This is a genomic window from Brevibacillus laterosporus (assembly GCF_030489605.1).
Taxonomy (GTDB): domain Bacteria; phylum Bacillota; class Bacilli; order Brevibacillales; family Brevibacillaceae; genus Brevibacillus_B; species Brevibacillus_B laterosporus_E.
The window spans coordinates 1-22,385 of the sequence record NZ_JAUKFY010000026.1 but is presented as its reverse complement, the minus strand read 5'-3'; the positions used below and the strand labels follow the sequence as shown (position 1 = coordinate 22,385).

27 protein-coding genes are annotated in these 22,385 nt (G+C 42.5%); 4 read left to right on the top strand and 23 right to left on the bottom strand.

All coding sequences use genetic code 11. The features are described 5' to 3' along the window. Window positions 1-36: 36 nt before the first annotated feature. The 6 genes from QZ995_RS20570 to QZ995_RS20545 form a co-directional block, all read right to left on the bottom strand. Entirely contained in the window at window positions 37-1,170 is a 1,134-nt protein-coding gene (locus QZ995_RS20570; RefSeq protein ID WP_301811149.1) for an ABC transporter ATP-binding protein, read from the bottom strand. Window positions 1,171-1,258: 88 nt separating this feature from the next. After that, window positions 1,259-2,368 (bottom strand): extracellular solute-binding protein, encoded by a 1,110-nt coding sequence (locus QZ995_RS20565; RefSeq protein WP_301811147.1) that lies wholly within the window; start codon window positions 2,366-2,368, stop codon window positions 1,259-1,261. Between the two features lie 368 nt (window positions 2,369-2,736). Beyond that, on the bottom strand, window positions 2,737-3,663 hold the full coding sequence (locus tag QZ995_RS20560; RefSeq protein WP_301811144.1) for a GyrI-like domain-containing protein: 927 nt from the start codon (window positions 3,661-3,663) through the stop codon (window positions 2,737-2,739). 32 nt (window positions 3,664-3,695) lie between these two features. Beyond that, entirely contained in the window at window positions 3,696-4,799 is a 1,104-nt protein-coding gene (locus tag QZ995_RS20555; protein ID WP_301811141.1) for a C45 family autoproteolytic acyltransferase/hydolase, read from the bottom strand. Between the two features lie 82 nt (window positions 4,800-4,881). Next, on the bottom strand, window positions 4,882-5,316 hold the full coding sequence (locus QZ995_RS20550; RefSeq protein ID WP_301811138.1) for a GNAT family N-acetyltransferase: 435 nt from the start codon (window positions 5,314-5,316) through the stop codon (window positions 4,882-4,884). A 40-nt stretch (window positions 5,317-5,356) separates the two neighbouring features. Further along, window positions 5,357-5,512: a hypothetical protein gene (locus tag QZ995_RS20545; protein ID WP_003339682.1), complete on the bottom strand. Its 156-nt coding sequence runs from the start codon at window positions 5,510-5,512 to the stop codon at window positions 5,357-5,359. A gap of 305 nt (window positions 5,513-5,817) precedes the next feature. Between QZ995_RS20545 and QZ995_RS20540 the strand changes: the two genes are divergently transcribed. From QZ995_RS20540 to QZ995_RS20530, 3 genes are all read left to right on the top strand, one after another. Beyond that, complete coding sequence (locus tag QZ995_RS20540) at window positions 5,818-6,366, top strand: hemerythrin domain-containing protein (protein WP_301811137.1); 549 nt, start codon at window positions 5,818-5,820, stop codon at window positions 6,364-6,366. Window positions 6,367-6,638: 272 nt separating this feature from the next. After that, window positions 6,639-7,574, top strand: a complete 936-nt coding sequence (locus tag QZ995_RS20535) for a helix-turn-helix transcriptional regulator (protein WP_301811135.1) — start codon at window positions 6,639-6,641, stop codon at window positions 7,572-7,574. 80 nt (window positions 7,575-7,654) lie between these two features. Beyond that, the gene (locus tag QZ995_RS20530; RefSeq protein WP_301811132.1) at window positions 7,655-8,437 is read left to right on the top strand and encodes a zinc ribbon domain-containing protein; all 783 of its coding nucleotides are present in this window, start codon (window positions 7,655-7,657) and stop codon (window positions 8,435-8,437) included. A gap of 62 nt (window positions 8,438-8,499) precedes the next feature. On the opposite strand, the gene QZ995_RS20525 is transcribed toward QZ995_RS20530, so the two are convergent. The 4 genes from QZ995_RS20525 to QZ995_RS20510 all read right to left on the bottom strand — a co-directional run bounded on the left by QZ995_RS20525 (window position 8,500) and on the right by QZ995_RS20510 (window position 12,600). Beyond that, entirely contained in the window at window positions 8,500-8,880 is a 381-nt protein-coding gene (locus tag QZ995_RS20525) for a MaoC/PaaZ C-terminal domain-containing protein (protein WP_301811130.1), read from the bottom strand. Then, a complete protein-coding gene (locus QZ995_RS20520; protein ID WP_301811127.1) occupies window positions 8,877-9,695 on the bottom strand; it encodes a TrmB family transcriptional regulator in 819 nt (272 codons plus the stop codon). The genes QZ995_RS20525 and QZ995_RS20520 overlap by 4 nt, the downstream gene beginning before the upstream one ends. A 588-nt stretch (window positions 9,696-10,283) precedes the next feature. Continuing rightward, window positions 10,284-12,464 carry an acyltransferase family protein gene (locus QZ995_RS20515; protein ID WP_301811125.1) on the bottom strand — a complete coding sequence of 727 codons (2,181 nt, stop codon included), beginning with the start codon at window positions 12,462-12,464 and terminating at the stop codon, window positions 10,284-10,286. Beyond that, entirely contained in the window at window positions 12,457-12,600 is a 144-nt protein-coding gene (locus tag QZ995_RS20510) for a hypothetical protein (RefSeq protein WP_301811123.1), read from the bottom strand. The genes QZ995_RS20515 and QZ995_RS20510 overlap by 8 nt, the downstream gene beginning before the upstream one ends. Window positions 12,601-13,608: 1,008 nt before the next feature. Here QZ995_RS20510 and QZ995_RS20505 point away from each other — a divergent pair. Further along, the gene (locus tag QZ995_RS20505) at window positions 13,609-14,175 is read left to right on the top strand and encodes a DNA-deoxyinosine glycosylase (protein ID WP_301811120.1); all 567 of its coding nucleotides are present in this window, start codon (window positions 13,609-13,611) and stop codon (window positions 14,173-14,175) included. Window positions 14,176-14,429: 254 nt separating this feature from the next. Here the strand turns inward: QZ995_RS20505 and QZ995_RS20500 are convergent, their stop codons facing one another. The 13 genes from QZ995_RS20500 to QZ995_RS20440 form a co-directional block, all read right to left on the bottom strand. Beyond that, the gene (locus QZ995_RS20500) at window positions 14,430-14,852 is read right to left on the bottom strand and encodes a GNAT family N-acetyltransferase (RefSeq protein WP_301811117.1); all 423 of its coding nucleotides are present in this window, start codon (window positions 14,850-14,852) and stop codon (window positions 14,430-14,432) included. 429 nt (window positions 14,853-15,281) lie between these two features. Then, window positions 15,282-16,007 (bottom strand): N-acetylmuramoyl-L-alanine amidase, encoded by a 726-nt coding sequence (locus QZ995_RS20495; RefSeq protein WP_301811115.1) that lies wholly within the window; start codon window positions 16,005-16,007, stop codon window positions 15,282-15,284. A 16-nt stretch (window positions 16,008-16,023) separates the two neighbouring features. Then, window positions 16,024-16,290 (bottom strand): BhlA/UviB family holin-like peptide, encoded by a 267-nt coding sequence (locus QZ995_RS20490; protein WP_003336539.1) that lies wholly within the window; start codon window positions 16,288-16,290, stop codon window positions 16,024-16,026. Between the two features lie 129 nt (window positions 16,291-16,419). Next, the gene (locus tag QZ995_RS20485; RefSeq protein ID WP_003336538.1) at window positions 16,420-16,548 is read right to left on the bottom strand and encodes a CD1375 family protein; all 129 of its coding nucleotides are present in this window, start codon (window positions 16,546-16,548) and stop codon (window positions 16,420-16,422) included. Between the two features lie 2 nt (window positions 16,549-16,550). Next, window positions 16,551-16,712, bottom strand: coding sequence for a hypothetical protein (locus QZ995_RS20480; RefSeq protein ID WP_301811112.1), 162 nt, complete (start codon window positions 16,710-16,712; stop codon window positions 16,551-16,553). Then, window positions 16,709-18,136, bottom strand: coding sequence for a hypothetical protein (locus QZ995_RS20475; protein ID WP_301811111.1), 1,428 nt, complete (start codon window positions 18,134-18,136; stop codon window positions 16,709-16,711). Before QZ995_RS20475 ends, QZ995_RS20480 begins: the two co-directional genes overlap by 4 nt. A 63-nt stretch (window positions 18,137-18,199) precedes the next feature. Beyond that, on the bottom strand, window positions 18,200-18,472 hold the full coding sequence (locus QZ995_RS20470) for a hypothetical protein (RefSeq protein ID WP_301811109.1): 273 nt from the start codon (window positions 18,470-18,472) through the stop codon (window positions 18,200-18,202). Then, the gene (locus QZ995_RS20465) at window positions 18,472-18,753 is read right to left on the bottom strand and encodes a hypothetical protein (protein WP_301811107.1); all 282 of its coding nucleotides are present in this window, start codon (window positions 18,751-18,753) and stop codon (window positions 18,472-18,474) included. Before QZ995_RS20465 ends, QZ995_RS20470 begins: the two co-directional genes overlap by 1 nt. Continuing rightward, window positions 18,753-19,340 carry a putative phage tail protein gene (locus tag QZ995_RS20460; RefSeq protein WP_301811105.1) on the bottom strand — a complete coding sequence of 196 codons (588 nt, stop codon included), beginning with the start codon at window positions 19,338-19,340 and terminating at the stop codon, window positions 18,753-18,755. Before QZ995_RS20460 ends, QZ995_RS20465 begins: the two co-directional genes overlap by 1 nt. Then, window positions 19,337-20,164, bottom strand: coding sequence for a baseplate J/gp47 family protein (locus QZ995_RS20455; RefSeq protein WP_301811102.1), 828 nt, complete (start codon window positions 20,162-20,164; stop codon window positions 19,337-19,339). The genes QZ995_RS20460 and QZ995_RS20455 overlap by 4 nt, the downstream gene beginning before the upstream one ends. 141 nt (window positions 20,165-20,305) lie before the next feature. After that, window positions 20,306-20,389, bottom strand: a complete 84-nt coding sequence (locus QZ995_RS20450) for a CD1375 family protein (protein ID WP_301811199.1) — start codon at window positions 20,387-20,389, stop codon at window positions 20,306-20,308. An 18-nt stretch (window positions 20,390-20,407) separates the two neighbouring features. Further along, window positions 20,408-20,623, bottom strand: a complete 216-nt coding sequence (locus QZ995_RS20445) for a hypothetical protein (RefSeq protein WP_258426148.1) — start codon at window positions 20,621-20,623, stop codon at window positions 20,408-20,410. Next, entirely contained in the window at window positions 20,623-22,308 is a 1,686-nt protein-coding gene (locus QZ995_RS20440; protein WP_301811095.1) for an Ig-like domain-containing protein, read from the bottom strand. The genes QZ995_RS20445 and QZ995_RS20440 overlap by 1 nt, the downstream gene beginning before the upstream one ends. Window positions 22,309-22,385 lie beyond the last annotated feature (77 nt).

Here is a 22,385-nt window from a genome sequence, read left to right as displayed (position 1 = left end):
GCTTGCTCGCGGAGCCTTTAAAACGGCACGAATCCGTTAGTCAGGCTCTCTTTTAGAAATAAAATAAACATTGGCTTTCGGAATAAATAAGGTAACCATTTCTTTTGGCTGTTTGATTGGATTGCCCGCATGGATAGACAAAACTTTCAAACTTTGTTTGTCACCGACTTTGCAAACATATGTCACACTAGCCCCGGTAAATTCAGAGAGGCTGATTTGGCCATGCAATTGGTTCGGTTCGCAGACATGCCGTTGTTCAAGATTGATATCCCGAGCTCTTTGCTGATCATTTACAATCTGTACAGCTTCTGGACGAATACAGAGAGATACCTTGGCACCCTTTTTAATACTCTCGCTATTTGATGCATAATCACGATACCCTGTTACAAGTAAACCAGGCTCTACTTGCACAGTAGCTTCCTTTCCATTTATCTGTACAACCTCGCCTTCCCAAATATTTGTTTCTCCGATAAAAGAAGCCACAAATGGAGTAGACGGTCGATTATAAATATCTTCCGGCGCACCAATCTGTTGCACTTCTCCATCTTGCATCACCATGATGCGATCGGACATCGCCATTGCTTCAGCCTGATCATGGGTCACATAGATGGTGGTAATACCCAGTTCCAATTGCAGCCGTTTTATCTCGATACGTGTCTCTTCTCGCAACTTCGCATCCAGGTTGGACAATGGTTCGTCTAATAATAGGATTGAGGGTTCGATAACCAAAGCTCTTGCCAGAGCCACACGCTGTTGTTGTCCCCCGGACAATTGATCCATTCGCCTATTTCCATAACCGTCCAAGCGCAGGAGTCTCTGTGCCTGCTCTACTTTTTCTTTCATTTGTGCTTTAGCAAGCTTGCGCACCTGCAAACCAAAGGCTATATTTTCAAACACTGTCATATGAGGGAAAAGAGCATAATTTTGAAACACCATGCCTGTATTTCGTTTGTGTGACGGGACGTATGTCATATCAGCATTCCTAAATAAAATACGCCCCTTGGTGGGATAGTAAAAACCCGCAATCATGCGTAAAATAGTAGTTTTCCCGCATCCGCTTGGTCCAAGAAATGTGAAAAATTCCCCCTGTTTAATCTCAATGTGAACGTTTTCGACTCCTTTTGCGCTACCAAATGATTTCGTTACATGCTCTAATGTGACCCCACTCAACTCTGTTCCTCCTCTCGTGTCATACAGCATGCAGAACAAAAGGCCGTCACTCATTTCTTGTTACTCATTTCTGTATTGCTCCTAGTGACTATTTGCAGCCCTTTCCCTTTATATTTTCATCCCAATATTGCATCCACTCTTTTTCTTGATCTGCTAGAACCTGCCAATCAATCTCCAATGGTTTTACCTCAACAGCTTGTAGCCAGGTCGGAAGCTTTTCTTTGCTAATAGTTGAGAGGGCGGGAATTTGATAGAACTTCTCCGCCATTTCAATTCGGATTTTTTCATCAAATAAGAAGTCGTAGAATTTCTTAGCCGGGTCTATATTTTTCGCACCCTTTACAATCGCCACCCCGTCTACTAGAATGGGTGCGCCGCTAGCTGGATAAATGTAGTCAAACGGTAGCTTTTTCGTTTCCTTTTGAATCATGATATCCTGTAAGTTCCATAAAGAAATGGCTCCCTCTTGTCGGGCTAGCTTTATATATAAGCTGGTAGGGTCTTGTGCGTATTCCTTTGTATTGGCATCTAATTTCGCCAGCCATTCATAACCCTTTTCCGGAGCTGCTGCACCCTGTCGATACATCATAGCCGAATAGATTGTGCGCATTGTACCTGATTGTAAAACGCCGCGAATAATAATTTTATCCTTATATTTCGGATCAAGCAGATCGTCCCAATCCTTTGGCACCTCTGCTTTTGGGAGCATCTGTGGATTGTACATAATGACCTCAGGCAATAGCATTTCCCCATACCAGCGATCTTGTGCATCTTTATACATGGCTGGAATCTGGTCACCGAAGGAAGGTTTGTAGCTCTCCAGCAATCCTTCCAAAGCGGCAGCCCGTAAGCTCGATTGTGTGCCTCCCCACCAAAAATCGGCCTGTGGATTGCTCTTTTCTCCTCGGATTCGCTCAAGGATTTCCTGCGCCCCAATTGTTAAAACATCCACTTTTATATCAGGATGAGCAGCTTCAAATTTCGGAATAATGAATTCTACAACGCTCTTGTCCCGCCCCGTGTAAATCACTAGCTGCTGTTGGGAGCCCTGCTTTGTCACCGACCCGCTTGATGGAGCCGAAGCATCTGTCCCTGCTTGAGAAGAACAGCCTGCAAGCGAGATTAGTACCGCTCCCATCAGAATAAGCTTTTTCCAGCTTTTGCTTCTATCCGCTACCCATTTTTTGATTTTTAGCATGCGATCCGCTCCTTTCACCACCTGAAATTTTAGAACCTCCTCTTTCATTGCCCAAGCAGGTTCAGATATTTTCCCTGTTCTAAATTACCTTGCAAGTCTGTTCATATTTATACATTATCACCTAACAGACTGTCTATTCTGACATTTTAAACTAACTTGCCTGTTTCGAAAATCATGCTGCCTTATTGTCTGATAATTCATCATGATTACTAACAAATTATGGATGGAGCAGGTGAATTATGCTTTATTTTTAATAAAATGCAATGAATTTCATTTTGCGTAAAACTAGTAAAACACTCCATCATTCTGTCGTCTCTAGTTTTTTCCCAACAAAAAAATCGCAAGCAACTGCCTGCGATTTCCATCATTTATCGTTTCTTCTTCGGACATATGGGACTCCATCTTTTTCTAATAGGAATATAAATCAAAATGATAGAGTCTTTGTCTTCTATATGAGTGAATTTTGTGCCATACACCTCAAAATTGTCTCGTGCATCAAGCTCATAGTCAACACTGGGAAACCATGTCCCCCAGATATAGTCGTAGGTGGTTCTAAGCTCACTGCCGGTCCCTTGATGACGAAAAACAGCATACTCCCCAGGCTGAATCCTGTGAGCAACCATCCCTTTTGGAACTTCCACAATCTCCTTTACCTCTATAGCCGCTATTCCATAAAAATCAGTTAGCTCTGTCAGCTGATGAAGAGAAAGGGGCATCTCTTGTGTACAAATTCCGTATCTTACATCGGGATTACAAATCATTTGTTTTTCCCCTATCTCTCTTTCTCGTTGGAAATAGCGTTGCCATATTTGTTTAAACTGATTTTGATGCAAATTATTAATATCCTTCACACCAATAACCACTCGCTCTGTCTCAACTCGTTCAAAGCTGGGCTGTAGGCTGATCTGCTGCAGGCGATGCTTTAAGCGCTTATCGACAAGTGGCATTTTTTGTAGGGAAATCGGCTGTCGCCTTTGTTTACGAAAAAAATACGGTGACACACCAAACTGCTTCTTAAAGGAACGACTAAACGAAGCCTGGGAATCAAACTGGTAGTCTAGTGAAATTTCGAAAATGGATCGCTCTGTTTGTAATAGGCAGATGGCCGCTTCTGTAAGTCTTCGCTTCCGAATATAATTACCGATGGTCTCGCCCGTGCATTCGTAAAAAATTCGATGAAAGTGATAGTAAGAGAAGTTTACTAGGCAGGCCACCTCATCTGCCTGCAGGGGCTTATCGAGATGCTGTTCTATGTAGTCAATTGCCGTTTCAATTTCTTTGCCATAGGATGCCAAGCCTCGTTCTCCTCTCTGTCATATTGTTTTTTCTACCAAAAATGAGCGGGAACAACCCCTTGCGGAAGAGCTACCTCAATATCTGGAAAAGCAAGCTTTTCCCCCACAGACAACGTATGCCAGTCGTTATGAAGCGGGGAGCCGTAGCAGACCTCTATCGTTTTTGCTGTTACGTCAAAGAGCATGGATCGTAGTGTCCCAAAATACTCCTGATAGTAATGCGTGCTTAAGCCCTGTGGATATTCCTGATTCATTAAAGCAAGCAAATCAGCTTTCTCCAACAGCTCATCGCCTTGAAGCACACTCTCTAATAGCTGTTGACGAATGAGCGAGTTGTGCATGCGGTGTGTAGATAGATGCTCCAATTCAGAAAATAACACATGGTTGGTAGCAATCAGGTAAGGAGTATCGCTTTTCTTTCCTATTTTCTTACAGGCGATTTCACCATCCATGATTTCGACTAAAGCTGCGTCTTCACTGGAATCTGCTACTAACAGGTTCACGTTTGATACGATGGGCATTTCACGCAATCGCTGTAACGCTTCGTCTACATTCCGACAGTGCTCCAATATGGTTCGAATCGCCGTCCAGAATTGCAGACCCTCTCCCTTTGGAGAGCGCAAGCCTGGATGAATGCCTACTGGCAGACCGCAGGATGACATGGTGATGCAGAGTCCCTGATCGTTCATACCTTCATGTCGTCCAAATGACAAGCCGCTAAAGCCCGTATGTGCATACGTTCCCTGTACGCGAGTTGAGCATAGTGTCATGTCGTCTAAGTCAGGGGTAAATTCGTAATTTCGCAATACATACAGATGGCCATCCCGCATCTTATTAGGAAGGACGACAGAGTGACTGCATCCCGACACAATACAGCTTTCATGTAGATAGCGCAAACGATTCATCGGCATTTTAGCTTGGCTGCAAAAGGCTTCAAGCTCCTCCCAAATGCCCGGGGAATACTGCTGAAGCATCTGCTGCAAAGCCCAGAGGCGCTGATCTGAAATCGCATCTGTCTCCTCTACAAAATAAACCTGATACAAGTAGGGGATATGGCGCAGAATTTCAGCTTGCTGCTCACCAACCTCTTTATTTGTACCTTCTAGATACGTGAAGTAGCCTTTTCTGGTTTTCATAACATTTCCTCCTCATATGTAACATGTGATGTATTGTCATTATAGCGAGGAGAAAATAAAAAAATTTGATACTTTTTGCTGTTTACTTTAAGCTCATAATCACATTGCGTTCCTGAAATCCAAGCTTTTCATAAAGCGATTTTGCTTGATTAGCTACATAGACATTTAGTCTGATCTCAGCATATCCCTGTTCTTTTAGCCTCTGAATGGCCGCTTCCATTAGTGGTTTCGCATATCCCTTTCCACGCGACTGGGGCATGACATATAGCTCGAAAATATAGCCGAGCTCTTTATTAGTAAACTGCTCGGTGATGCTGCCCGCTAGCACCCAACCAACGATTTGCTCGTTCTGCTTGCCTACCAGATACCAAGCCCCTTTCTCCAGCAATTTGCGAATGGGTTCCTCGATGCTTTCGAAATCCACGTTAATGTAGCCCAGAGTTCCTTCCTGTAAAGCCTGCGGTGTCTTTTCATATAAGAACTTCATATCCTCCTTTGATGCCATTCTGATTTCCATGTTAGCCGTCTCCCTTGCTTTTCAGTAAATGATGCATGCCTTATTCTTTGGGTAAAACAACTAGAATGAATGTAGCAATCGGCCCTCCTAACAGGGACAAGAGAAACCAGATAAGCCCCGATCGATTTTTCCCTTGTGCAAGCCCAGCATTAATGAGAGCGAGCGTTCCCCACCCTACTATGTACTCGTTATTCATGCGATTCAGCCTCCTTTCCCTCGATTAAAATCTTGCTCACTTATAAATCCGAATCTGTAAACATTTTTATTGTAACAAATTTTCTGCAAATAATAAAAAAACAGCGTTACTTGTGTAAAAAACAGGTTATTTACAGAAACAACAGATCTAGTTCCGGCTACTATTTCTGTGTGACTTACCACTTGGGGGACGTTAGCTTCTCGAATTTTTTGAAAAATACGTGATCTGAATCACACCTTTCGCTCCATTGTTTCGATAGATTTACTATTGTAGGAAATCAGAACGAAAGATGAGTTGATACGCTTATGACTACTCCTATTTACAAACCACAGTTGGACATGACAGATTGGACTAAATCAGATCAGGATAAATACAACAAGCTGACCTCGATTATCGATCCACATCTACACTCTTTTGTTGCTGAGCATGCCATGCTGGAAAATCTGATGGATAAGGTACGAGAAGGTTACGATTTAGAAGTATATCGCCTAGCTCTACAAGAGATAAAAGAGGAACTGGAGCATCATTTTTTATATGAGGAAACATTCATTTTAGGCAAGCTACAGAACCATATCGCTGAAACAGAAGTAGGCCCAATTGCAAAACTAGTACAGGACCATGTGATCATTCGTAAGCATTATAACGAAGCGAAGGAGCTGTTTGAGCAAGAGCAAGCGAAGGAATGCAGTGAATTGTTACTGCAAAAAATGAACTTCTTAGCTTACCTATTGAAAAAGCATATTGAGAAAGAAGATCATTATATTTTTCCATTAGTAAGCCTTGTGCTATCAGAGGAAGAAAAAAGAGCAATAGCCGAAGAAGTGCGTCTTGCTGATTTACAAAGACAAATCTAGCTAGGTATCATTTCTTTTGGTACGAAAGATGAAATAATCTCTATATGAAAAAGCATGTTCACTCTTAAAACGTAAGCTGTGAGCATGCTTTTTCCTCTTCATACGGCACTATGGTAAGCTTATTAGAGGAAAAAGCTATAGGGAAAAGCAATTCCTGCATACCGAACATGATTAAGAACTCAATTGGCTACGAAGTATTTCTCTTCCTCAGACAGTACACATAACTTTTTTCCACCTATCATTTTTTGCAGAAATGGAGAATGTACATTGAGATGAAAATAGACCGCTTACTTTCCATCATTATTATTTTGCTAAACCGTAATCTCGTACAAGCGAAGGACTTAGCTGAGCAGTTTGAGGTGTCTATTCGGACCATTTATCGCGATATTGAAACGATTAATCAAGCGGGTATCCCTATCGTTACCTATCAGGGTGCAAACGGAGGTATCGGTCTTGCTGAAGGGTATCGACTCGATCGTCAATTGCTGACGAATAATGAACTCGCCACGATCGTCACCTCGTTACAAAGCATCTCGACCATGGATAAAAGCGAGAGTCATCAGTTTTTGGTGGAAAAAATCAACAGCATTATTCCGCATGCTCAAAAGGAACAATTTCATTGGAAAACGCAGCAATTTCTCGTTGATCTCTCACCTTGGGGGCAAAATGAAAGATTGGAGGAATCCATATTAACGGTTAAACAGGCGATTGAAGCAAGTAAGTTGCTGCGCTTCGTCTATTCGAATGCACGAGGGGAACAGAGTGACCGAATTGTTGAGCCTCATATTCTGCTTGTAAAGGGGCGTTCCTGGTACTTGTACGGATTTTGTCAAAACAAGCTTAATTTTCGCTTGTTTAAACTATATCGCATGAAGAAGCTTACTGTGCTTGATACAACTTTTATCAGGCGAAATATTCAAGCTGACGAGCTCCCATGGGTACAGAAATGGAAGGAATCTGCTACGATGGTTCACCTCGTCTTACGTTTTGCCCCGGATTCTCGTCATTTAGCGGAAGAGTGGTTTGGTGTAGAGGAATTGTTTGAGCAAGAGGGAGGATATGTAACCGTATCCGCCAGTTTTCCCGAGGATAATTGGCTTTACGGCTTTATTCTTAGTTTTGGGCCCTCTGTAGAGGTAATAGAGCCCGAGTCCATTAAAGCTAAAATAAAAACATTAGCAGCCTCCATTGTTGAAAAATATGTATAAAAATGATTCATGGAAACCTGACAGAGAGTTGTCAGGTTTTGCTTCTTATAATGTTAATAAACCAAGAAGGAGTGATAGAAATGACAATTACCTTTTGCCAAAGCTGCAGCATGCCACTTCATGAAGAAGTGCTGGGTACAGAGAAGGACAACAGCAAATCACAGGAATATTGCTCATACTGCTATGATCAGGGAGTGTTTACTGCACCAGACTGCACTATGGAGCAAATGATTGAAATATGTATTCCTCACATGGCAGGAGATGGAATGAGTGAACAACAAGCCCGTACCATGTTAACAGGGCTATTCCCTCAATTAAAGCGTTGGGCACAGGAAAATCACACAGCTAGTTCTCAGCAACCTCTCGAGGAACCTAGACTCGTTCATCTAGAAGAGTTCACGATTGCGGGAATCTCTGCCCGTACAACCAATGCTCGTGAACTCTCTGGAAATGGTATGATCAGTGGGCTATGGAATCGGTATTTCTCTGAAAATATAGCAAAACAGCTAGCTCGGCATAGTCTATCTCAGGCGATCTATAGTGTATATGCAGAGTATGAGAATGGAGCCATTGGGGAATATACCAGTTTAATTGGGAATAGAGTAGCAGAAAAGTCGGCGATTGCTAGTCCAAGCATCACCACAATCACGCTACCTGCCGCTCAATACGCTGTCTTTACTTCCAGACGCGGTCCTTTATCTGAGGTTGTCACAGAGGCTTGGCAATTCATCTGGGCGTGGTCTAAGAATAGTGAGTTTTCCCGTACATTCACAGGCGATTTTGAACACTACGATGAGCGAGCTAGCAATCCGAATGACGCCATTGTTGAAATATATGTAGCAGTTGAGGCTCCTAACCAATAAAAACTCAAGCAGACACGTGAGTAGCTTTTCTTCTCATTCGTGCCTGCTTTTTTACTTTGGCCTCATTCTGCTTCCTTTCGAATAATGCCGTGACTGGTTCCGATTAATACTTCTTTCCCCGCTTGATTGTAATAGGCAAACGATAGCGCCACCTTATCAAAGCCCTCCATGGGCGTAACCTCTTTAATTGTTACCTCACAGGTGATCGTATCCCCAGTAAACACCGGACGCAAAAATTCGTGGTTAAACTTTCTCGCAATGTAATGGAGATCGCCGCCTATTTTGGTTCCAATACTTGCTGTTAATAAACCATGCACCATAAGTCTGCCTTGTTCATCACGCTCCATATGATGCCTGCCTTTATCCCCCGTAATCTCTGCAAAATGGAGCGTTTCTTCCTCTGTAAAGGTTCTTGTCCATGTTAATATATCTCCCGGTTTCATAGTCTACCTCCCCCTTTATAGCCTGTTACTACATGAGATAGGTCAGGCCGATTACGCCAGAGCCGCTCTACCTTATCAGCTCCGTATTCTCGTGTAACCTCTTCAATCATGATGTCGTGTCTTACATATTCGGTGGCTACGAGTACAAGTGCTGGGTTCCTTGTTTTAATAGCCCATGGCACACCACGTTCATTAAAGTTGGCTATAATAACCTCTTCTCCATCTCTTGCTGCAATCGTTAATTGTCCTCCCATTCGCTCTTGTACAACCTCTGGTGACATATAGTTATGGGGAAAAGTGTAGCCAAGACTAACTCCCTCAGCCCCAAACACGATCGAAAATACCGAAATATTCCGATTGACTGCCTGTTGAATTTGCTCATATAATTCGCCTACCTGTGGCTCCCAAATGGATAACCACAGCTCACTTTTCGCCTGATATATGGTATCTGACAGCTCTTGTATCACGTGATCATATCCACTCAGATGCATAATCACATCAATAGCAGGGTCTTTCTCCAATGTTTCTAGCGAATGCTCCAGATAATGAATCGTTTCCTCCATATTGTTTCTCAAACGCTCCAGCATCTGTTTAGCAGGAACAGGCGCATATTTAACTGGGTCAGTCGGCACCAAATAAGCAGCTCCTCTATCGATCAATTTACCTAACACCTCATAAATCATCGAACGAGGAACTCCTGAACGTTTGCTCACTTCATACCCAGTAGCCGGCGCTTGCTGTATCAAACTAACGTATGCCTTGCTTTCATATTGGGAAAATCCCAGCTTGTGTAGCTGACTATAGATCGTCTCCACTGCTTCGCCTCCCTTTGCGCAAAGGTAAAAGTGATAGTCACAATACTTATTAGAAGTCAAAACCTTTTTTTCCTGTTTAAAAGGATAAAAAATAGATCTACCGGCATAAAAGATTACATCTATTTTAGTAGAAAAGCGGACAAAATCTCCTTGTTGGGGGAATAATATTAGCTCCCCTTCTTTTTGGAAGATTCCTTCATTCTATACACTACATGCAGGATTTGTCCTGATCGTATAAGAGCCTCCTAATCATAGAACGTTTTTTCTGATCGTATAAAAGCTTTTCTAATCATAAAAGCTTTTTGTGATTGTACAAAAGCCTGCCTAACCACAGAAAGTTTTTTTCAATTATACAAAAGCCCCCTAACCACGGAAAGCTTTTTCCAATTATACAAAAGCCCCCCTGATCATGGAAAGCTTTTTCCAGTTGTGCAAAAGCCAGCCTGACCACGGAAAGTTTTTTCCGATCGTGCAACACTCCTCATGCTCATGCAAAATTCTGATGGAACAAAAAAAGCCCCTTTTATCTACCGGCACCAACTGTTTGATTTCCGTTTAGAAAAAGAGGCTTTTTTGCCTTATAAAGATTTATTTGAGTACATTGGAAAGTAAAGCGGCAAATGCCTTTGCTCCCTCTGGTTCCAAATGAACACCATCTCGTGAGAAATAAGAGTCTTTCCCAGCGCTGGCCGTGTACCAATCTACTAGTAGAGTATTGGGATGACTGTTCGCTACCTCTGCCAGTGTAGCGTTTACTACGCTCTCCCACGGACGTGGAACGCGAGTATTGACAAGAATAATCTGTTTTTCATCTCCAAGCGATTTTAATAAGCTCTCCAATTGTTTCTTAGTGAACGCTCCGTTTGTACCAAGCTCAAGAACAACCCGACTTCCAAGCTTCCCTCTCTTTTTATATTGGGCTACTAGCTCAGGAGTCTGGCGCATTTGTCTACCAACTTTGGCATCAATCGTAATCCCCGGCAGTAGCTTTTGCAGGTGTGGAGCTACGTCTAGCATAATGGAATCTCCAAACACAGTGATGCCTTTACCTGCTTTTGTAGAAGGAGTAGCCTTTTCTTCTGTATCTGCCTTAGAAGGCTTCTCTGCTTTTGAGCTGTTTTCTTTCGATTGATGAGCAGTAGAATCATCTTTATCTGTTTCTCGAGCAGAGGAGGCGCTTTCGTTTTCCTTAGAGGATATTGCTTGCTCAGCTTCCTCGTCCTCTTTTGTGGTTTCAGATTGTTTTTCCTCCGTCTTTTTTGCCGGCTTCTGCTCGCCATCAGCAGCAGATTGTGTAGCACTATGCTCTCCGCTTGTGTCTCGTTTTGCCGGCTCCTGCTGTGAAGGGTTATTTTTTTGTGTTGGTGTTGATGTTGTCTTTGTTTTGTCTGCTTCTTTTATCTTTTCCTCAGTTCTATCAGGCGTTTCTCCTAAAGCCGCATCTTCTTTTTTCGGTATAAACAAATTCGCCTCCTCAGCATTCGGTTGTTCAGTTTGCTGAATCGACTCAGTATTTGCCGTACTAGCTGCTGGAATAGAGCTGGCTGTCACATTCCCTCCCCATCCTGCTATCGCAATGCAAGTGGAGCTAAAAACCAAAATAGCAACCATAGAAACAACCCAACGACCAAACAAAACAAATCTCCAGCGCCCATCTTGCATTCTGCGATATTTCGCAGGCTTTGCAAATGAACCGCGGCGAATTGGTTCCTCAACCAAGCGCAAGGATAAACCAGCAAGCGCTATGGTTGCTCCTATTTGAAATATGGCCTTAGGAATGTCAGTTCCATTGGTATGTATGGCGGGCGTACTCAGGACAATAATCGGGTAGTGCCATAAATACATTCCATACGAACGAACACCGATCCAACGCAACGGCTTAGCTCCCATCAGCTTGCCAAAGCTACTCGCTGGATGAGCAATCACTGCTACGACTACCGCTGTAGCAACCGACAACAATACAAGACCGCCCTGATACAAAAAGTCCTCATATTGATTGGTATACCAAATCATCCAAAGAATGGTTGCCAGTCCTCCTGTCCCTAAAACCTCAAGGGTAATGCGTGCAGGGAGTGACACCGTTTCAGAAAGCCTAGAGCTGGGCCATATCATTGCAAGTGCCGCTCCAATCAATAACCCAAACGCTCTTGTATCTGTTCCATAATAAATACGACTCGGGTCAACACCTGGCTCATATAATAGAGCCATTGCGAAAGCGGATACAACCACTCCAGCTAACGTTAAACCTAGCAGCTTGCCTCGACGCGGCGTATTGCGCAGACCCAAAAGTAATAATAAAGGCCAAATGAGGTAAAATTGCTCCTCAACTGCCAAAGACCAGAAATGGCCAAAAGGTGAAGCTGGACCAAAGCTTTCAAAGTAAGACACCTCGTGAAAAACCAACCACCAGTTGCTCACATAAAGAAGCGCTGCTACAATTTCGCCTCGCAGTGCCTGTAGCTGAGCACGATCAAATAAAGCTAACCAAACCACTACTGCTATCAGCATGACTAGCATAGCCGGTAGCAATCGCTTCGCTCGACGAATCCAAAAATCCTTTAAATCAATTCTACCTCTCAGTTTCCACTGTGATATCAATATATCCGTAATCAGGTATCCAGATAGTACGAAAAAAACTCCAACACCCAGCAAGCCTCCTGGTGCCCAATTGACATTGAGGTGATAAAGAATGACAGCAAATACGGCAAGGGCACGTAATCCATCTAGTCCCGGCATATAACGGCCATGACCTTGAAGCGGTTTAGACATTGCGTTCACCCCCAGTGCCGTACTGTTTTTCCTTCATTGCGGATGCGTTGTATTTTGTTGTTTTTGGCGTTATGTTATTCGCTTTTTCTATCCACTCTCTACTTCTGTCTACAATCTTACCTGTCCAGATGCCCATGATGCACACTACCCTTTCACTATCCAAATCAAACTGGTTTCTGATCTCTTACTTCATTTCGTTCGTTGTATTCGGCGTCTTCATTCGCCATATGTAGACAAAAACACCACTCATATGCAGACAAATAAACAGCCAAAAACCAACAAAATCTGTAAAAAGTATGGTTATCTATGTTATGGGCCTACGCTATTCTGATGCCCTATTCCCTCCTGATCAAACAACAATAACTACCATGATTATAAGACGCTCTTACCAGTAAATCGTTACAAAAAATTTACGATTTTACAGTTTTATAATTACAGTGTTTTTTCCTCAAAGCGGAAATAAAAACAGAATATTCCCCTAACAATTCGACAAGTGACACGAAACCCCAAGAATTGATTATGTAGATTTTTTCTTCACTTGTAAATATTTGTTTATTGGAGATTTTATTTGCATAAAAATTAATTTTATCCTTTTGTGGAATTTAAATACTTTTGACGCTTTTAGAATTTTTTATGTTATTTTTTCTCCTCCTAATGCTCATTGTGTCATCTCCTTGTAGATTGTAAAAAAGCCGTCCAGGGTACTCCTTCTTCAGAACTAGAAACTAGAAATTAAAAACTGGAAACCTTCAGATTAGCAACTGTTTGAACAAAGCAGCATTGATCTGGCTTATCCCATTTATCAACTTGGATTCTTAGATAAAAGCTCTCCATGAATCCACAGCCGATCGATGTACCTTCTTAATCGACAGAGGAATCTAGCATGACTATTTGATCTTTATATTCAACAGTACTTTGCTGATCGGTTACTTATTAATTCGATCATTCTGAACAACCCGACTTTTTCCGATATAGTTTTTCTATGTAAAGCAATAATCTTGGTAGGAAAACAATTATTTCGGTACTTTTCATTTACAATTTAAAAATCGAGATTCTTGTCTCTTAGGAGTTGGAGTCCTGAATTAATTTATATATAGTAGAAAGAAATTGATCTTTTACATTCCTACAGAAAGGATTTTGTCTCATGCTTCAATCATTTCCACCAGTTATTAATAAGTACTGTACACTCTTAATCCTTGGCAGTATGCCTGGCGCCGTCTCATTACGTAAACATGAGTATTACGGAAATACACGTAACCATTTTTGGCCCATTATGTACGAACTATTTCATGAGCCTATTGCAGAATCATATGAACAACGTCTAGCATTTTTATTAAATAAAAGGATTGCCCTCTGGGATGTTATACAAAATTGCGAGCGGGAAGGCAGTCTCGACTCAGCGATCAAATATGAGAAGATTAATGATTTTGACAGCTTATATGAACAATATCCAGCTATCCAAGCTGTTTTATTTAATGGAACAAAAGCATATCAAAGCTATAAAAAATATCGTGGATTTTCTGACGGTCGTCTTTATTTGACATTGCCTTCAACAAGCCCCACACCTAGTCGTTACATAAAAAACATGCAGGACAAGCTTGGAAAGTGGCAAATCGTACTGGAGCTGTTGGGTGAAAAAAAGACGAGTAGAAACGAAGAAATAATTTGTGTGTCTTCATGTAGTCTAAAATTGGAAGGTAAAGGAACATAACTTTGCTATTGCAGTTATCGAATTGCGGATTGACTGGTGGAATGACTCGTATAGTCGCTTAGAACATTCTTCGCGAAAAGGATGAGGAAATAGGCGGTAGCTGTGACTGCCATCAAGCATGGCAAATAAGTCTCGGCATTTTCCTGAATGAACCTGTCCTAATTCTTCTTTCGGTATAAAGTTAGGGAGCAGTTATACAAGAAATCTACAGTGATAAAACATGGACAAGCAGAGTGCTTTAGCATCCCTATCTGTTATCGGTCTCCCACGCTCCACTTCCAACGGTTACAGTCTTTAAACTGACCTATGTGCTGCCAGCCTGTCTTAGAAAAGTAGGTATTTAAACCGGCATGAATTGGACAAAGCACCTCGGCAGGATACTCACCAAGGTGTTGTAGCATGGTATACAATACTCCCTTGCCCCGATAGTTCCTGGCCACTGCAAATTGATAAAGTGAGATGGTTTGTGTTGACTTTTTAGGATAAAATCGAAGTGCTGCTACAATCATATCTCCATCAAGCGCCACAAGTATTTGATTTCTTCGGACTGCTGCTCTAGTACCATCTGTACAGATGTATTCACGATTAGCAATTGAATCGGAATTTTCTGTAATATATTCTTGAAAGAATTGTATAATCTCTTGAGTCATTAAGGGATGTGCTCGTCTTATGTGCATAAATACCTCTCATTAGTAGATAATACGATAAAACAGAATGTATGTTCTTGTTTTTATTTTACAAAAGATAAAGCATAGATGCAAGTTTTTCAGGGCTAACTTCTATCGTCCTGAAAAAATATTATTACTTTTCGTACTAATTATACCTGTAGCAAAACAATAAAGCCTCCCAGCTTACAAAATTGCTGGAAGGCTTAGGTCAATTCATGATGATAAAAAAATTATGATAGAGTGCATAAATACTATTGTTGCTTTGCTTGTCTGTTATTTAAAAGCACGGCAATGATAGTCACAACAGCCGAAACTCCGTTCGCAATGGCATTCACCTGATCGTCTGTAATGATTTGGTAGCCTAGTGTATCGGCTAGTAGCTTTATGGAACCGATTATTCCAGCAACTAGCAGGTGATATATTTCCCTGTTCCTTCACTCACGCACCTGCTTTCAGATATTTTGCCATATTTTTAATCAGTTGGGCAGCATACTCGCCAGCCACTGTTCTAGTAGAGACGGCATTCTGTTTCCAATAGTCAGGAGAGGTAATGATCTTTGCCTGGACAAGAGCATCCACAGCTAATTCAAAATCGTCGTCAGGCGCTTCTACAGCAGGAGAGTACGGATGGCCAATATGACCGCAAAAAGCCTTGATCACTGCTTCTGCATAGCGTTTCCAATTATTTTTTAGTTTTTGGGCATCTAAAGCATGATCAATAAATCCATATTCCATAATGATCGTGTCTACTGCACCTGTTTCACGATGCATAAAATAATAATCTCGCCCATCAGCGCCTACTCGTGTGTAGACTCTACGGAATTTTTGCCCCTCGGCAGCTACGGCTTGTGCTAGAGAATTTGCTAGCCTATTGGTAGTAAAGATAGAATGAATCGCTTCCACACCTTCCCCACCGCCTGAGTTGATGTGGTTGGAAATACAGTAGGTGGCCCCGCTTTGTTTGACGAGCGTAGTACGTTGAGACGGGGTAAGTGTGGTATCTGTCGTCCGAGTGATAGCAACAGGAAGGTTTAACTCTCTGCACCTTTGTAGCTGGTACAAGCTAATTTGTAGCGTCAGAGCCTTCTCCTGCATCTGATTCCCAATGGCTCCCGGATCAGTTCCACCATGCCCTGCATCAATGATTAAAATCGGCTTTGCCATATGCATATCCTCCTTTTTATTCTACCTTTTCTTTTAATTCTTGCAGTTCCATTTCCAATCCAGACAGACTTCGTTCAATCTGCTGTAGGGTTGACGTATTTCGCTCCAATTGAATCACCATTCGTTCATTGTGTTCCATCAGCTTTGCTTCCCGTGTTTGAGCTTGTTTAACCAAAAGAGCCTCGCGATCTCTCCCCTCTTTTTTGGTAGAGAATAACAGCCAGACAAACAGAGCAGCAAACGGACCTTGCTGAAGCAACGCGTTCATTACGCTCTCTTCCATGCCATTTTTCCCTCCTTGGCAGGTTTTGTGAAAAATAAGGGCACCTCATTATTGAAGATACCCGGACTGTGTGAGATTATCTAAGTGGTGAAAACAAAAACGCCTCACTCAACATGAGCAGGCGTTCCTTTATTCCTCGTTTTGTTTCGCTAGATACTCGGCTACAGGAATTTGATAATCTTTTGGGAGCGAATCGATGGTACGTCGTTTCGCTTTGACAAGCAATCCATAAACGGGAATCATGTATTCTCTGACCATTCCTATTCACCCCCTTTCCATTCTTCGAGCGTTTGCTCAAGAGCAGTCATTTTTTCATAAAGCTGTGCAATCGCTTCATAGGCTACTACCAGCTCTAAGGACATTCCCTTTTGCTCACGGTCAGCCTGAATCTGAGATAATGCTTTAGGTTTAGTCAGGATCAATCGAATGCACCTCCAAACCCTTTTACAATAATAGGCTCTGTTGCTGTTCCTTTAGTGAAAGAAAAACGTAAACTAACGCCCCATTTTTCTGCTGTTTTTTCCTTGTTGGTGAAGATGAAACCTCGGTTGAATTTGACATGGTTGGTCGCGTCTTCCCATGTCGGCAACTCGTCGAACGCGTTGTTACACACCTCGACTTTATAATCTGCACCGGCAGGAACCGCCGCGTCAATTGTCACCAGGATTCGTTTGGCAGCTATGTCGGTACCGAATGGTTTCCCTAGAGCAAACGCTATCTTGTCGGCTGATCGCCGGAAGGTATACGATCGAGTCGAGGCCATCCCTTTGCTGTCGGTTGCCTCAATGGTAAAGGTGTGTACCGCTGTCAAGGAAAGGCGTAACCATGTGTCCAATGGGATTGTTGCGGTGTTTTCCTTGCTGTTAGTTCCAGCGAACGTGCGGATCACCTTGCCGTTGATTTTTTCTGTGATGGTAAACGTGTCACCCTCTGGCTCTGTGACGGTGTATGTTTTCGACGGAATGGTGCTTAACACGCCAAGGTCTACGTTTTGACCGCTGATAACAGGAGGGCGATTGTGGACAACTCGAAACTTGCGAATCACCTCGGCTGATTTGCCGCCTTGGTCGTCTTCTGCCCAGATGGTTAGGGTATGGTCGGTGTTTTCGGCTAAATCAGAGCCTGCGAGATCAGTGGTGCCGTCATAGAGACGTTTGGCTCGGAATGTTAGCGTTTTGGCAAAAGAAATAGGCATGCTACCGTTGGATACTCCGGATTGCAACGCCCTTGTGGTGCCGTTGTTGATGCGGTATTTTATTGTGACTACGTTGTCCTTGTCGGTGTCGGAGGCGGTGCCTTCAATCGCCATACTATTTCCTTCGACCAAGACGAGATTGTCGAAAGGCTTTTTGATGTTTATCGTAGGTAGTGAGTTAGCCAGGTAATCAACTGTAGCTGTATAAGCATAGAAGTAGTCGTACGTCCTAGTATCAACTGCTGGCTTTGTTACTGTTCCTGAGTAGTTCTGTGTAAAGTGCCAAGCACCCGGCAAAGGTTCAATTGTGACAACACCGCCTGATTTATAAAGAGTTCCACTGTACCCACCTTGACTATAAGGAATACTTGATGGAAATGAAGGGGGTGTTGGGCTTGTATTTGATACTCCATATCTGGCATCAGTTTCTGTTTTTGATTGAGAAGGTGTATAACTTCCCCCAGTTTGCACTACCCTGTCATAAGGTCTGCCACTTAGATTGAATGTGATTTCGTCGCCGTTGACTGAAAAAGACACGTTCCCTTTATCTACCTTTACACCTCTCACCTGTACAAGTTTAGGAATCGTAAGTCTATGTGTTTGTGTTGAATGATTTCTAACCTCGGGAAATGCATGTGTTAATTGAGCCACAAATAATCCTCCTTTCTAATATTGCCGTTATCCGAAGTCATCCATAGAGATTTCCAAACAACACTACACTACCAACCTTTTATTAGCCTCGTCATACCAGCCTTCTGTTAACGTGATATCTTCCAGTGTTGCAAAATTCTCAAAAAAAACATTGTCCGTAAAGTTGTTAAACACCGCATCTTTTATCGTCTTCACATCAATCTGCAAGGCCGAAATAGCCACTGTGTGCTGTTCCAGTAGCTTGTGGGCATCGTCTATTCCTTTTTCCCACCTATTGATATCCGTTTCCGTGACGGGATCGTCATAGTTCCAATCTAGCTTAGGATTATAGGGCATCAGTCGTTGGCTCCTCTCACTTCAAATTCAAACCGAAATTCTAATGATTGATCACTTAACACATCTACTTTAGCCATTCTTTCCGTAATAAGATTGCCTGCCTCATCTAGTAGTTTTAAGGAAGATACGTTCGTTATTCCGCTCACCGGCTCCGTTATGACTACAAGCTTTCTTTCCTCTCTTTTGGCAGACCTCAATTGAACAGTTTGATTGTTTACGATCAAACTTGCGGCACGAGTTGCTAAGTCCTCCGCAACTCGTGCCAAATAAGCTTTATCCATCAAATCACCACCTCGTCTTGATCTTTAAGAGGAGTCATCCCAGCTCGAAACTCATGTACCCTGTGGTAACGTTTCTGATTGATTGTAATTCTTTCATGAATCACAATCTCGTCTGACGCTGCCAACTGCGGCATAAACACATGCGGAACTCTCTTTCGCTTATGAATATCATGCACCCACGAGGCTACGTCATAAATTGACCATAGGGGAACCGAGATATAGAAATAGCCTGTATCCGGGTTTTCCTCTATGAGAACGTGCTCAGCTGCCTGTTCTTTGATAAAAAGTCTGGTAATACTCTCTGCCAACGCTGGCGTAAAGGGTAAACGCTCCCGATACTTTGCCATGACACGTGCACGTCGTGTCTCATAAGAATCACCTTGCTTGGGGGTAACCCGAAACATATCCTCCCAATAGGGCAGTCCCCATGTAGCCGTTGTGATCATCATTTGCCGCTCTAAGTCTAGTTTGCGAGCCTGTTGGTGCTCTCTCTCAGCTTCTCCTGCCTCAAAATGATGCACTGCTGCCAGATTCTCATACCAATAGGGTGGCAGCATCGTCCGATATTTTTCTGGAATCATCGTCATGGCGTACTCACCGTCACATTTTTCACAATCGGTATGGTTGAAAAGGTGAAATCAATATTTTCCTGAGCATTATTTAGCAAAACATTCCGATAATCAATCACACCGGCTACCTTAAACAAGCGATAGATTTCAGAATAAAGAATCTTTTCGCTCTGCTTATTGATGTATTCCACAATCTCAGCTTGTATTTGCTGTTTTATTTCGTCCACAGATGCAGAGGACTCCCACTCGAGCAATTCTCCGCTGACAGTCACTTCCAATGCTTTTGCTGCCTGAACCACTAGCTTGTCGTTTAAACTATGCTTATTTGGCTGTGCTAGATGCTTTGTTACTTCTTCTACTAAAGCTTCATCGGCTGGTTGCCCTGTTTGGTCGGTTAACGCAATATGCACTGTGTTTGGTGCCTCACCCCAGATAAACAGCTCTCCTACATTGGGCACTTCCTTTACCCAGCGCCTGTAATCGTACTCAGCCCCTGATCCCTCCTCTTCCCCCGCTTTAGCAATCAAGCGTTGGCGATACAGCTCATCGGGCTCAGCCGTTTTTCTCTTCACACCTAAAAACACTCCCCACGCGTCCAAAAATTCCCCGTCTGCCCAAGGTAGATACCATTGCAAAAAGCGATATTCGTCCAATTGTTGTTGCTCAGATATTTCTAATGCGAGTGGATAGTGAAAATCGTAAAAAATTTCTCCTTCTTCTGGGGAAGGTGGCGTCTCACCACGGGCCTTAGCAAGTTCACTCGCCCGATTATACATCCGTTGGTAAATCTCTTCGGCTGTTTCGCGTAACAGCGGCATGTCTGGTTTTTTTACTTCTGGCATCTCTGTCACCTCCTTTGTAATGGGAGAGCCGTATAGTCCGGCTCTCCCATGAAAAAACGCCTACTCATCTACACGAGACGCGATTCCTACTTCTTATTAACTTGATCTGCTAAGAATTCTGCAACTGGCAGTCTGTATGCTTCAGGGAGAATTTTTTTTTGCGTTTTTCACCGTTTCTATTGTCCATTCGCCTGATTTTACTAGGTATGCATAGACAGGGATCATGTATGGTTTTACCATGTTTTATTTGTCTCCTTTCATTGATTTCCCTTCGTCTTCTAAAGCTAAAATTCGATCATTTAGCTGTTTTATTGTCTCTTGTGACGATACGTTCTGCTTGTCCAACTGTACAATTGCTTCCAAAATAGATATCAATTCCTCCGGTAATAGAATTTGATGCCCTGGAGTTTCTACAACCTTGCCAAGCTTTCCGTCCGGGTTTCTTTTTATATATTCCACTAGCTAAGCACCCCCACTAACAAAACAGCGGATTCATTTGTGCTTGTATTGGTCCTGCTCAATGTAAGCTTGAACATAATGTCAGATTTTGCTGTAGCTACAGCTCCAAGCAATTCGTCCTCTGAAATTGAAGAAGTAAGATCAACACTTTCCTTGGTCATTGCTGTATATTGCTCAGGCAGTCCTTTATCTACAAAGGATGCCTCAGCATCAACGACTAGATTGCCTTTTTCCCTCTTTAGCCAAGCAAGTATTTCTCTAGCTGATCCTTTCGGTGCGAAGATTTTATAACGGGCAACAGCTTTCTTTAAGGGTGTTTCTGTTACAGCGTTATTGATGTTAAATGTCTTTACTGTGTAGGCTCCGAATTGGTCTGTTGCCGTTATGGTTATGGTGTTAGAACCATCTTTAAGGTCACTCACTTTACACGTATAAGACCAGTTACCACTTGTAACACCATTAAATAACGTTTGTTCTTTACCGCTGTTAAGCTTACCTTTTACCGTGAGGGTATTTCCGTCAGGATCGGATGAAGTACCTGAGAGAGTAATAGAATCTGGTGGTATCAGACCGGATTGAACAGCAGGAAAAGTACCAATAGTAATAATAGGAGCCTTATTGTGCTTAACGGTAAAAGTACGGGTGACGACATCAGATTTACCACCTTGGTCATCTTCTGCCCAGAGCGACAACGTGTGTTTACTTCCTTCGTCCAGTAACCCTGATACATCCAAGCTACCATCGAACAGTCTACCGCCTCGGTAGGTTAGTGTCTTGGCAAAAGAAATAGGCGTGCTACCGTTGGATATTCCGGATTGCAACGCCCTTGTGCTGCCGTTGTTGATTTGACATTTGAATACAAGAATATCCCCGTTGTTTAAATCTGATGCAGTTCCTTGGATGTTTAACGTAGAGTTTTCGGTTAGGGTTTGGTTGTCGGATGGAGACGCGAGTGCTAGAGTAGGTGCTTGATTTAAAACTTCAAGGACAGGCCGCCAGCCTATATGTTTATATTTTTTTAATCCATATGGGGAAGCAAAACCATTCGCGGATGTTCCTTCAGAGTAATCCCCACCCCGTGCAGAATAGGATTTAGCTCCTTCACTAACAAGTTCTTGACACCAAGATACCATGGAATACCAATTCCAAGTTTTATTATGTTCACTCTGCACATTCTCGATGGTACCTTGGTTTGGATTATTGATATCATATTTATTTGGTTTTGCCAGTCCAACGATATTACTTTCGTTTATTACGATACGGTCCCACTCGTTTGATGTGGGAATACCCCCAAAAGGTTTATTGCTAATTATGCCACGCTCACTTATACCCCCGCTTAAAATTCTACATTTATATTTTTCTCCATCTATTGTTACTATTTTCCCTTTAACCAATCCTAGTTCATCTAAGGTCCCCCATGATATATTAGCGATCAGGACCCTGTCACATATAAAAAGGATCTTCCCATTATCATTTATCTTATGCCATTTGACACGTTTAGAGGGAGATGTTGAAGTATTATTGAAATTAATTGTGTAACCGTCTCGGTAATCTGGTATATTTCCACCATAAAAAGCTCCGGGCGGGATAACATCCGATGGATAGGGTCTTGTAGGAATATCAATTTCTGTTCCGTTAAAAGATAGGGTACCTAATTCAACTAAACCTAGGTAAGTCACTGCCATTTTACATCCGTCTCCCTTAGAGTGTTATTCGAGGTCATTTTGTAATTCATCCCCATTTATCCCAATGAAATCGTAAT

What these genes read in the sequence shown, in the direction of transcription:
- QZ995_RS20565 (WP_301811147.1), bottom strand. Translation starts at nt 2,368, where the DNA reads ATGCTAAAAATCAAAAAATGGGTAGCGGATAGAAGCAAAAGCTGGAAA.
- QZ995_RS20555 (WP_301811141.1), bottom strand. Translation starts at nt 4,799, where the DNA reads ATGAAAACCAGAAAAGGCTACTTCACGTATCTAGAAGGTACAAATAAA.
- QZ995_RS20550 (WP_301811138.1), bottom strand. Translation starts at nt 5,316, where the DNA reads ATGGAAATCAGAATGGCATCAAAGGAGGATATGAAGTTCTTATATGAA.
- QZ995_RS20545 (WP_003339682.1), bottom strand. Translation starts at nt 5,512, where the DNA reads ATGAATAACGAGTACATAGTAGGGTGGGGAACGCTCGCTCTCATTAAT.
- QZ995_RS20540 (WP_301811137.1), top strand. Translation starts at nt 5,818, where the DNA reads ATGACTACTCCTATTTACAAACCACAGTTGGACATGACAGATTGGACT.
- QZ995_RS20535 (WP_301811135.1), top strand. Translation starts at nt 6,639, where the DNA reads ATGAAAATAGACCGCTTACTTTCCATCATTATTATTTTGCTAAACCGT.
- QZ995_RS20530 (WP_301811132.1), top strand. Translation starts at nt 7,655, where the DNA reads ATGACAATTACCTTTTGCCAAAGCTGCAGCATGCCACTTCATGAAGAA.
- QZ995_RS20525 (WP_301811130.1), bottom strand. Translation starts at nt 8,880, where the DNA reads ATGAAACCGGGAGATATATTAACATGGACAAGAACCTTTACAGAGGAA.
- QZ995_RS20515 (WP_301811125.1), bottom strand. Translation starts at nt 12,464, where the DNA reads ATGTCTAAACCGCTTCAAGGTCATGGCCGTTATATGCCGGGACTAGAT.
- QZ995_RS20510 (WP_301811123.1), bottom strand. Translation starts at nt 12,600, where the DNA reads ATGGGCATCTGGACAGGTAAGATTGTAGACAGAAGTAGAGAGTGGATA.
- QZ995_RS20505 (WP_301811120.1), top strand. Translation starts at nt 13,609, where the DNA reads ATGCTTCAATCATTTCCACCAGTTATTAATAAGTACTGTACACTCTTA.
- QZ995_RS20500 (WP_301811117.1), bottom strand. Translation starts at nt 14,852, where the DNA reads ATGCACATAAGACGAGCACATCCCTTAATGACTCAAGAGATTATACAA.
- QZ995_RS20495 (WP_301811115.1), bottom strand. Translation starts at nt 16,007, where the DNA reads ATGGCAAAGCCGATTTTAATCATTGATGCAGGGCATGGTGGAACTGAT.
- QZ995_RS20490 (WP_003336539.1), bottom strand. Translation starts at nt 16,290, where the DNA reads ATGGAAGAGAGCGTAATGAACGCGTTGCTTCAGCAAGGTCCGTTTGCT.
- QZ995_RS20485 (WP_003336538.1), bottom strand. Translation starts at nt 16,548, where the DNA reads ATGGTCAGAGAATACATGATTCCCGTTTATGGATTGCTTGTCAAAGCG.
- QZ995_RS20470 (WP_301811109.1), bottom strand. Translation starts at nt 18,472, where the DNA reads ATGCCCTATAATCCTAAGCTAGATTGGAACTATGACGATCCCGTCACG.
- QZ995_RS20465 (WP_301811107.1), bottom strand. Translation starts at nt 18,753, where the DNA reads ATGGATAAAGCTTATTTGGCACGAGTTGCGGAGGACTTAGCAACTCGT.
- QZ995_RS20460 (WP_301811105.1), bottom strand. Translation starts at nt 19,340, where the DNA reads ATGACGATGATTCCAGAAAAATATCGGACGATGCTGCCACCCTATTGG.
- QZ995_RS20455 (WP_301811102.1), bottom strand. Translation starts at nt 20,164, where the DNA reads ATGCCAGAAGTAAAAAAACCAGACATGCCGCTGTTACGCGAAACAGCC.
- QZ995_RS20450 (WP_301811199.1), bottom strand. Translation starts at nt 20,389, where the DNA reads ATGATCCCTGTCTATGCATACCTAGTAAAATCAGGCGAATGGACAATA.
- QZ995_RS20440 (WP_301811095.1), bottom strand. Translation starts at nt 22,308, where the DNA reads ATGGCAGTGACTTACCTAGGTTTAGTTGAATTAGGTACCCTATCTTTT.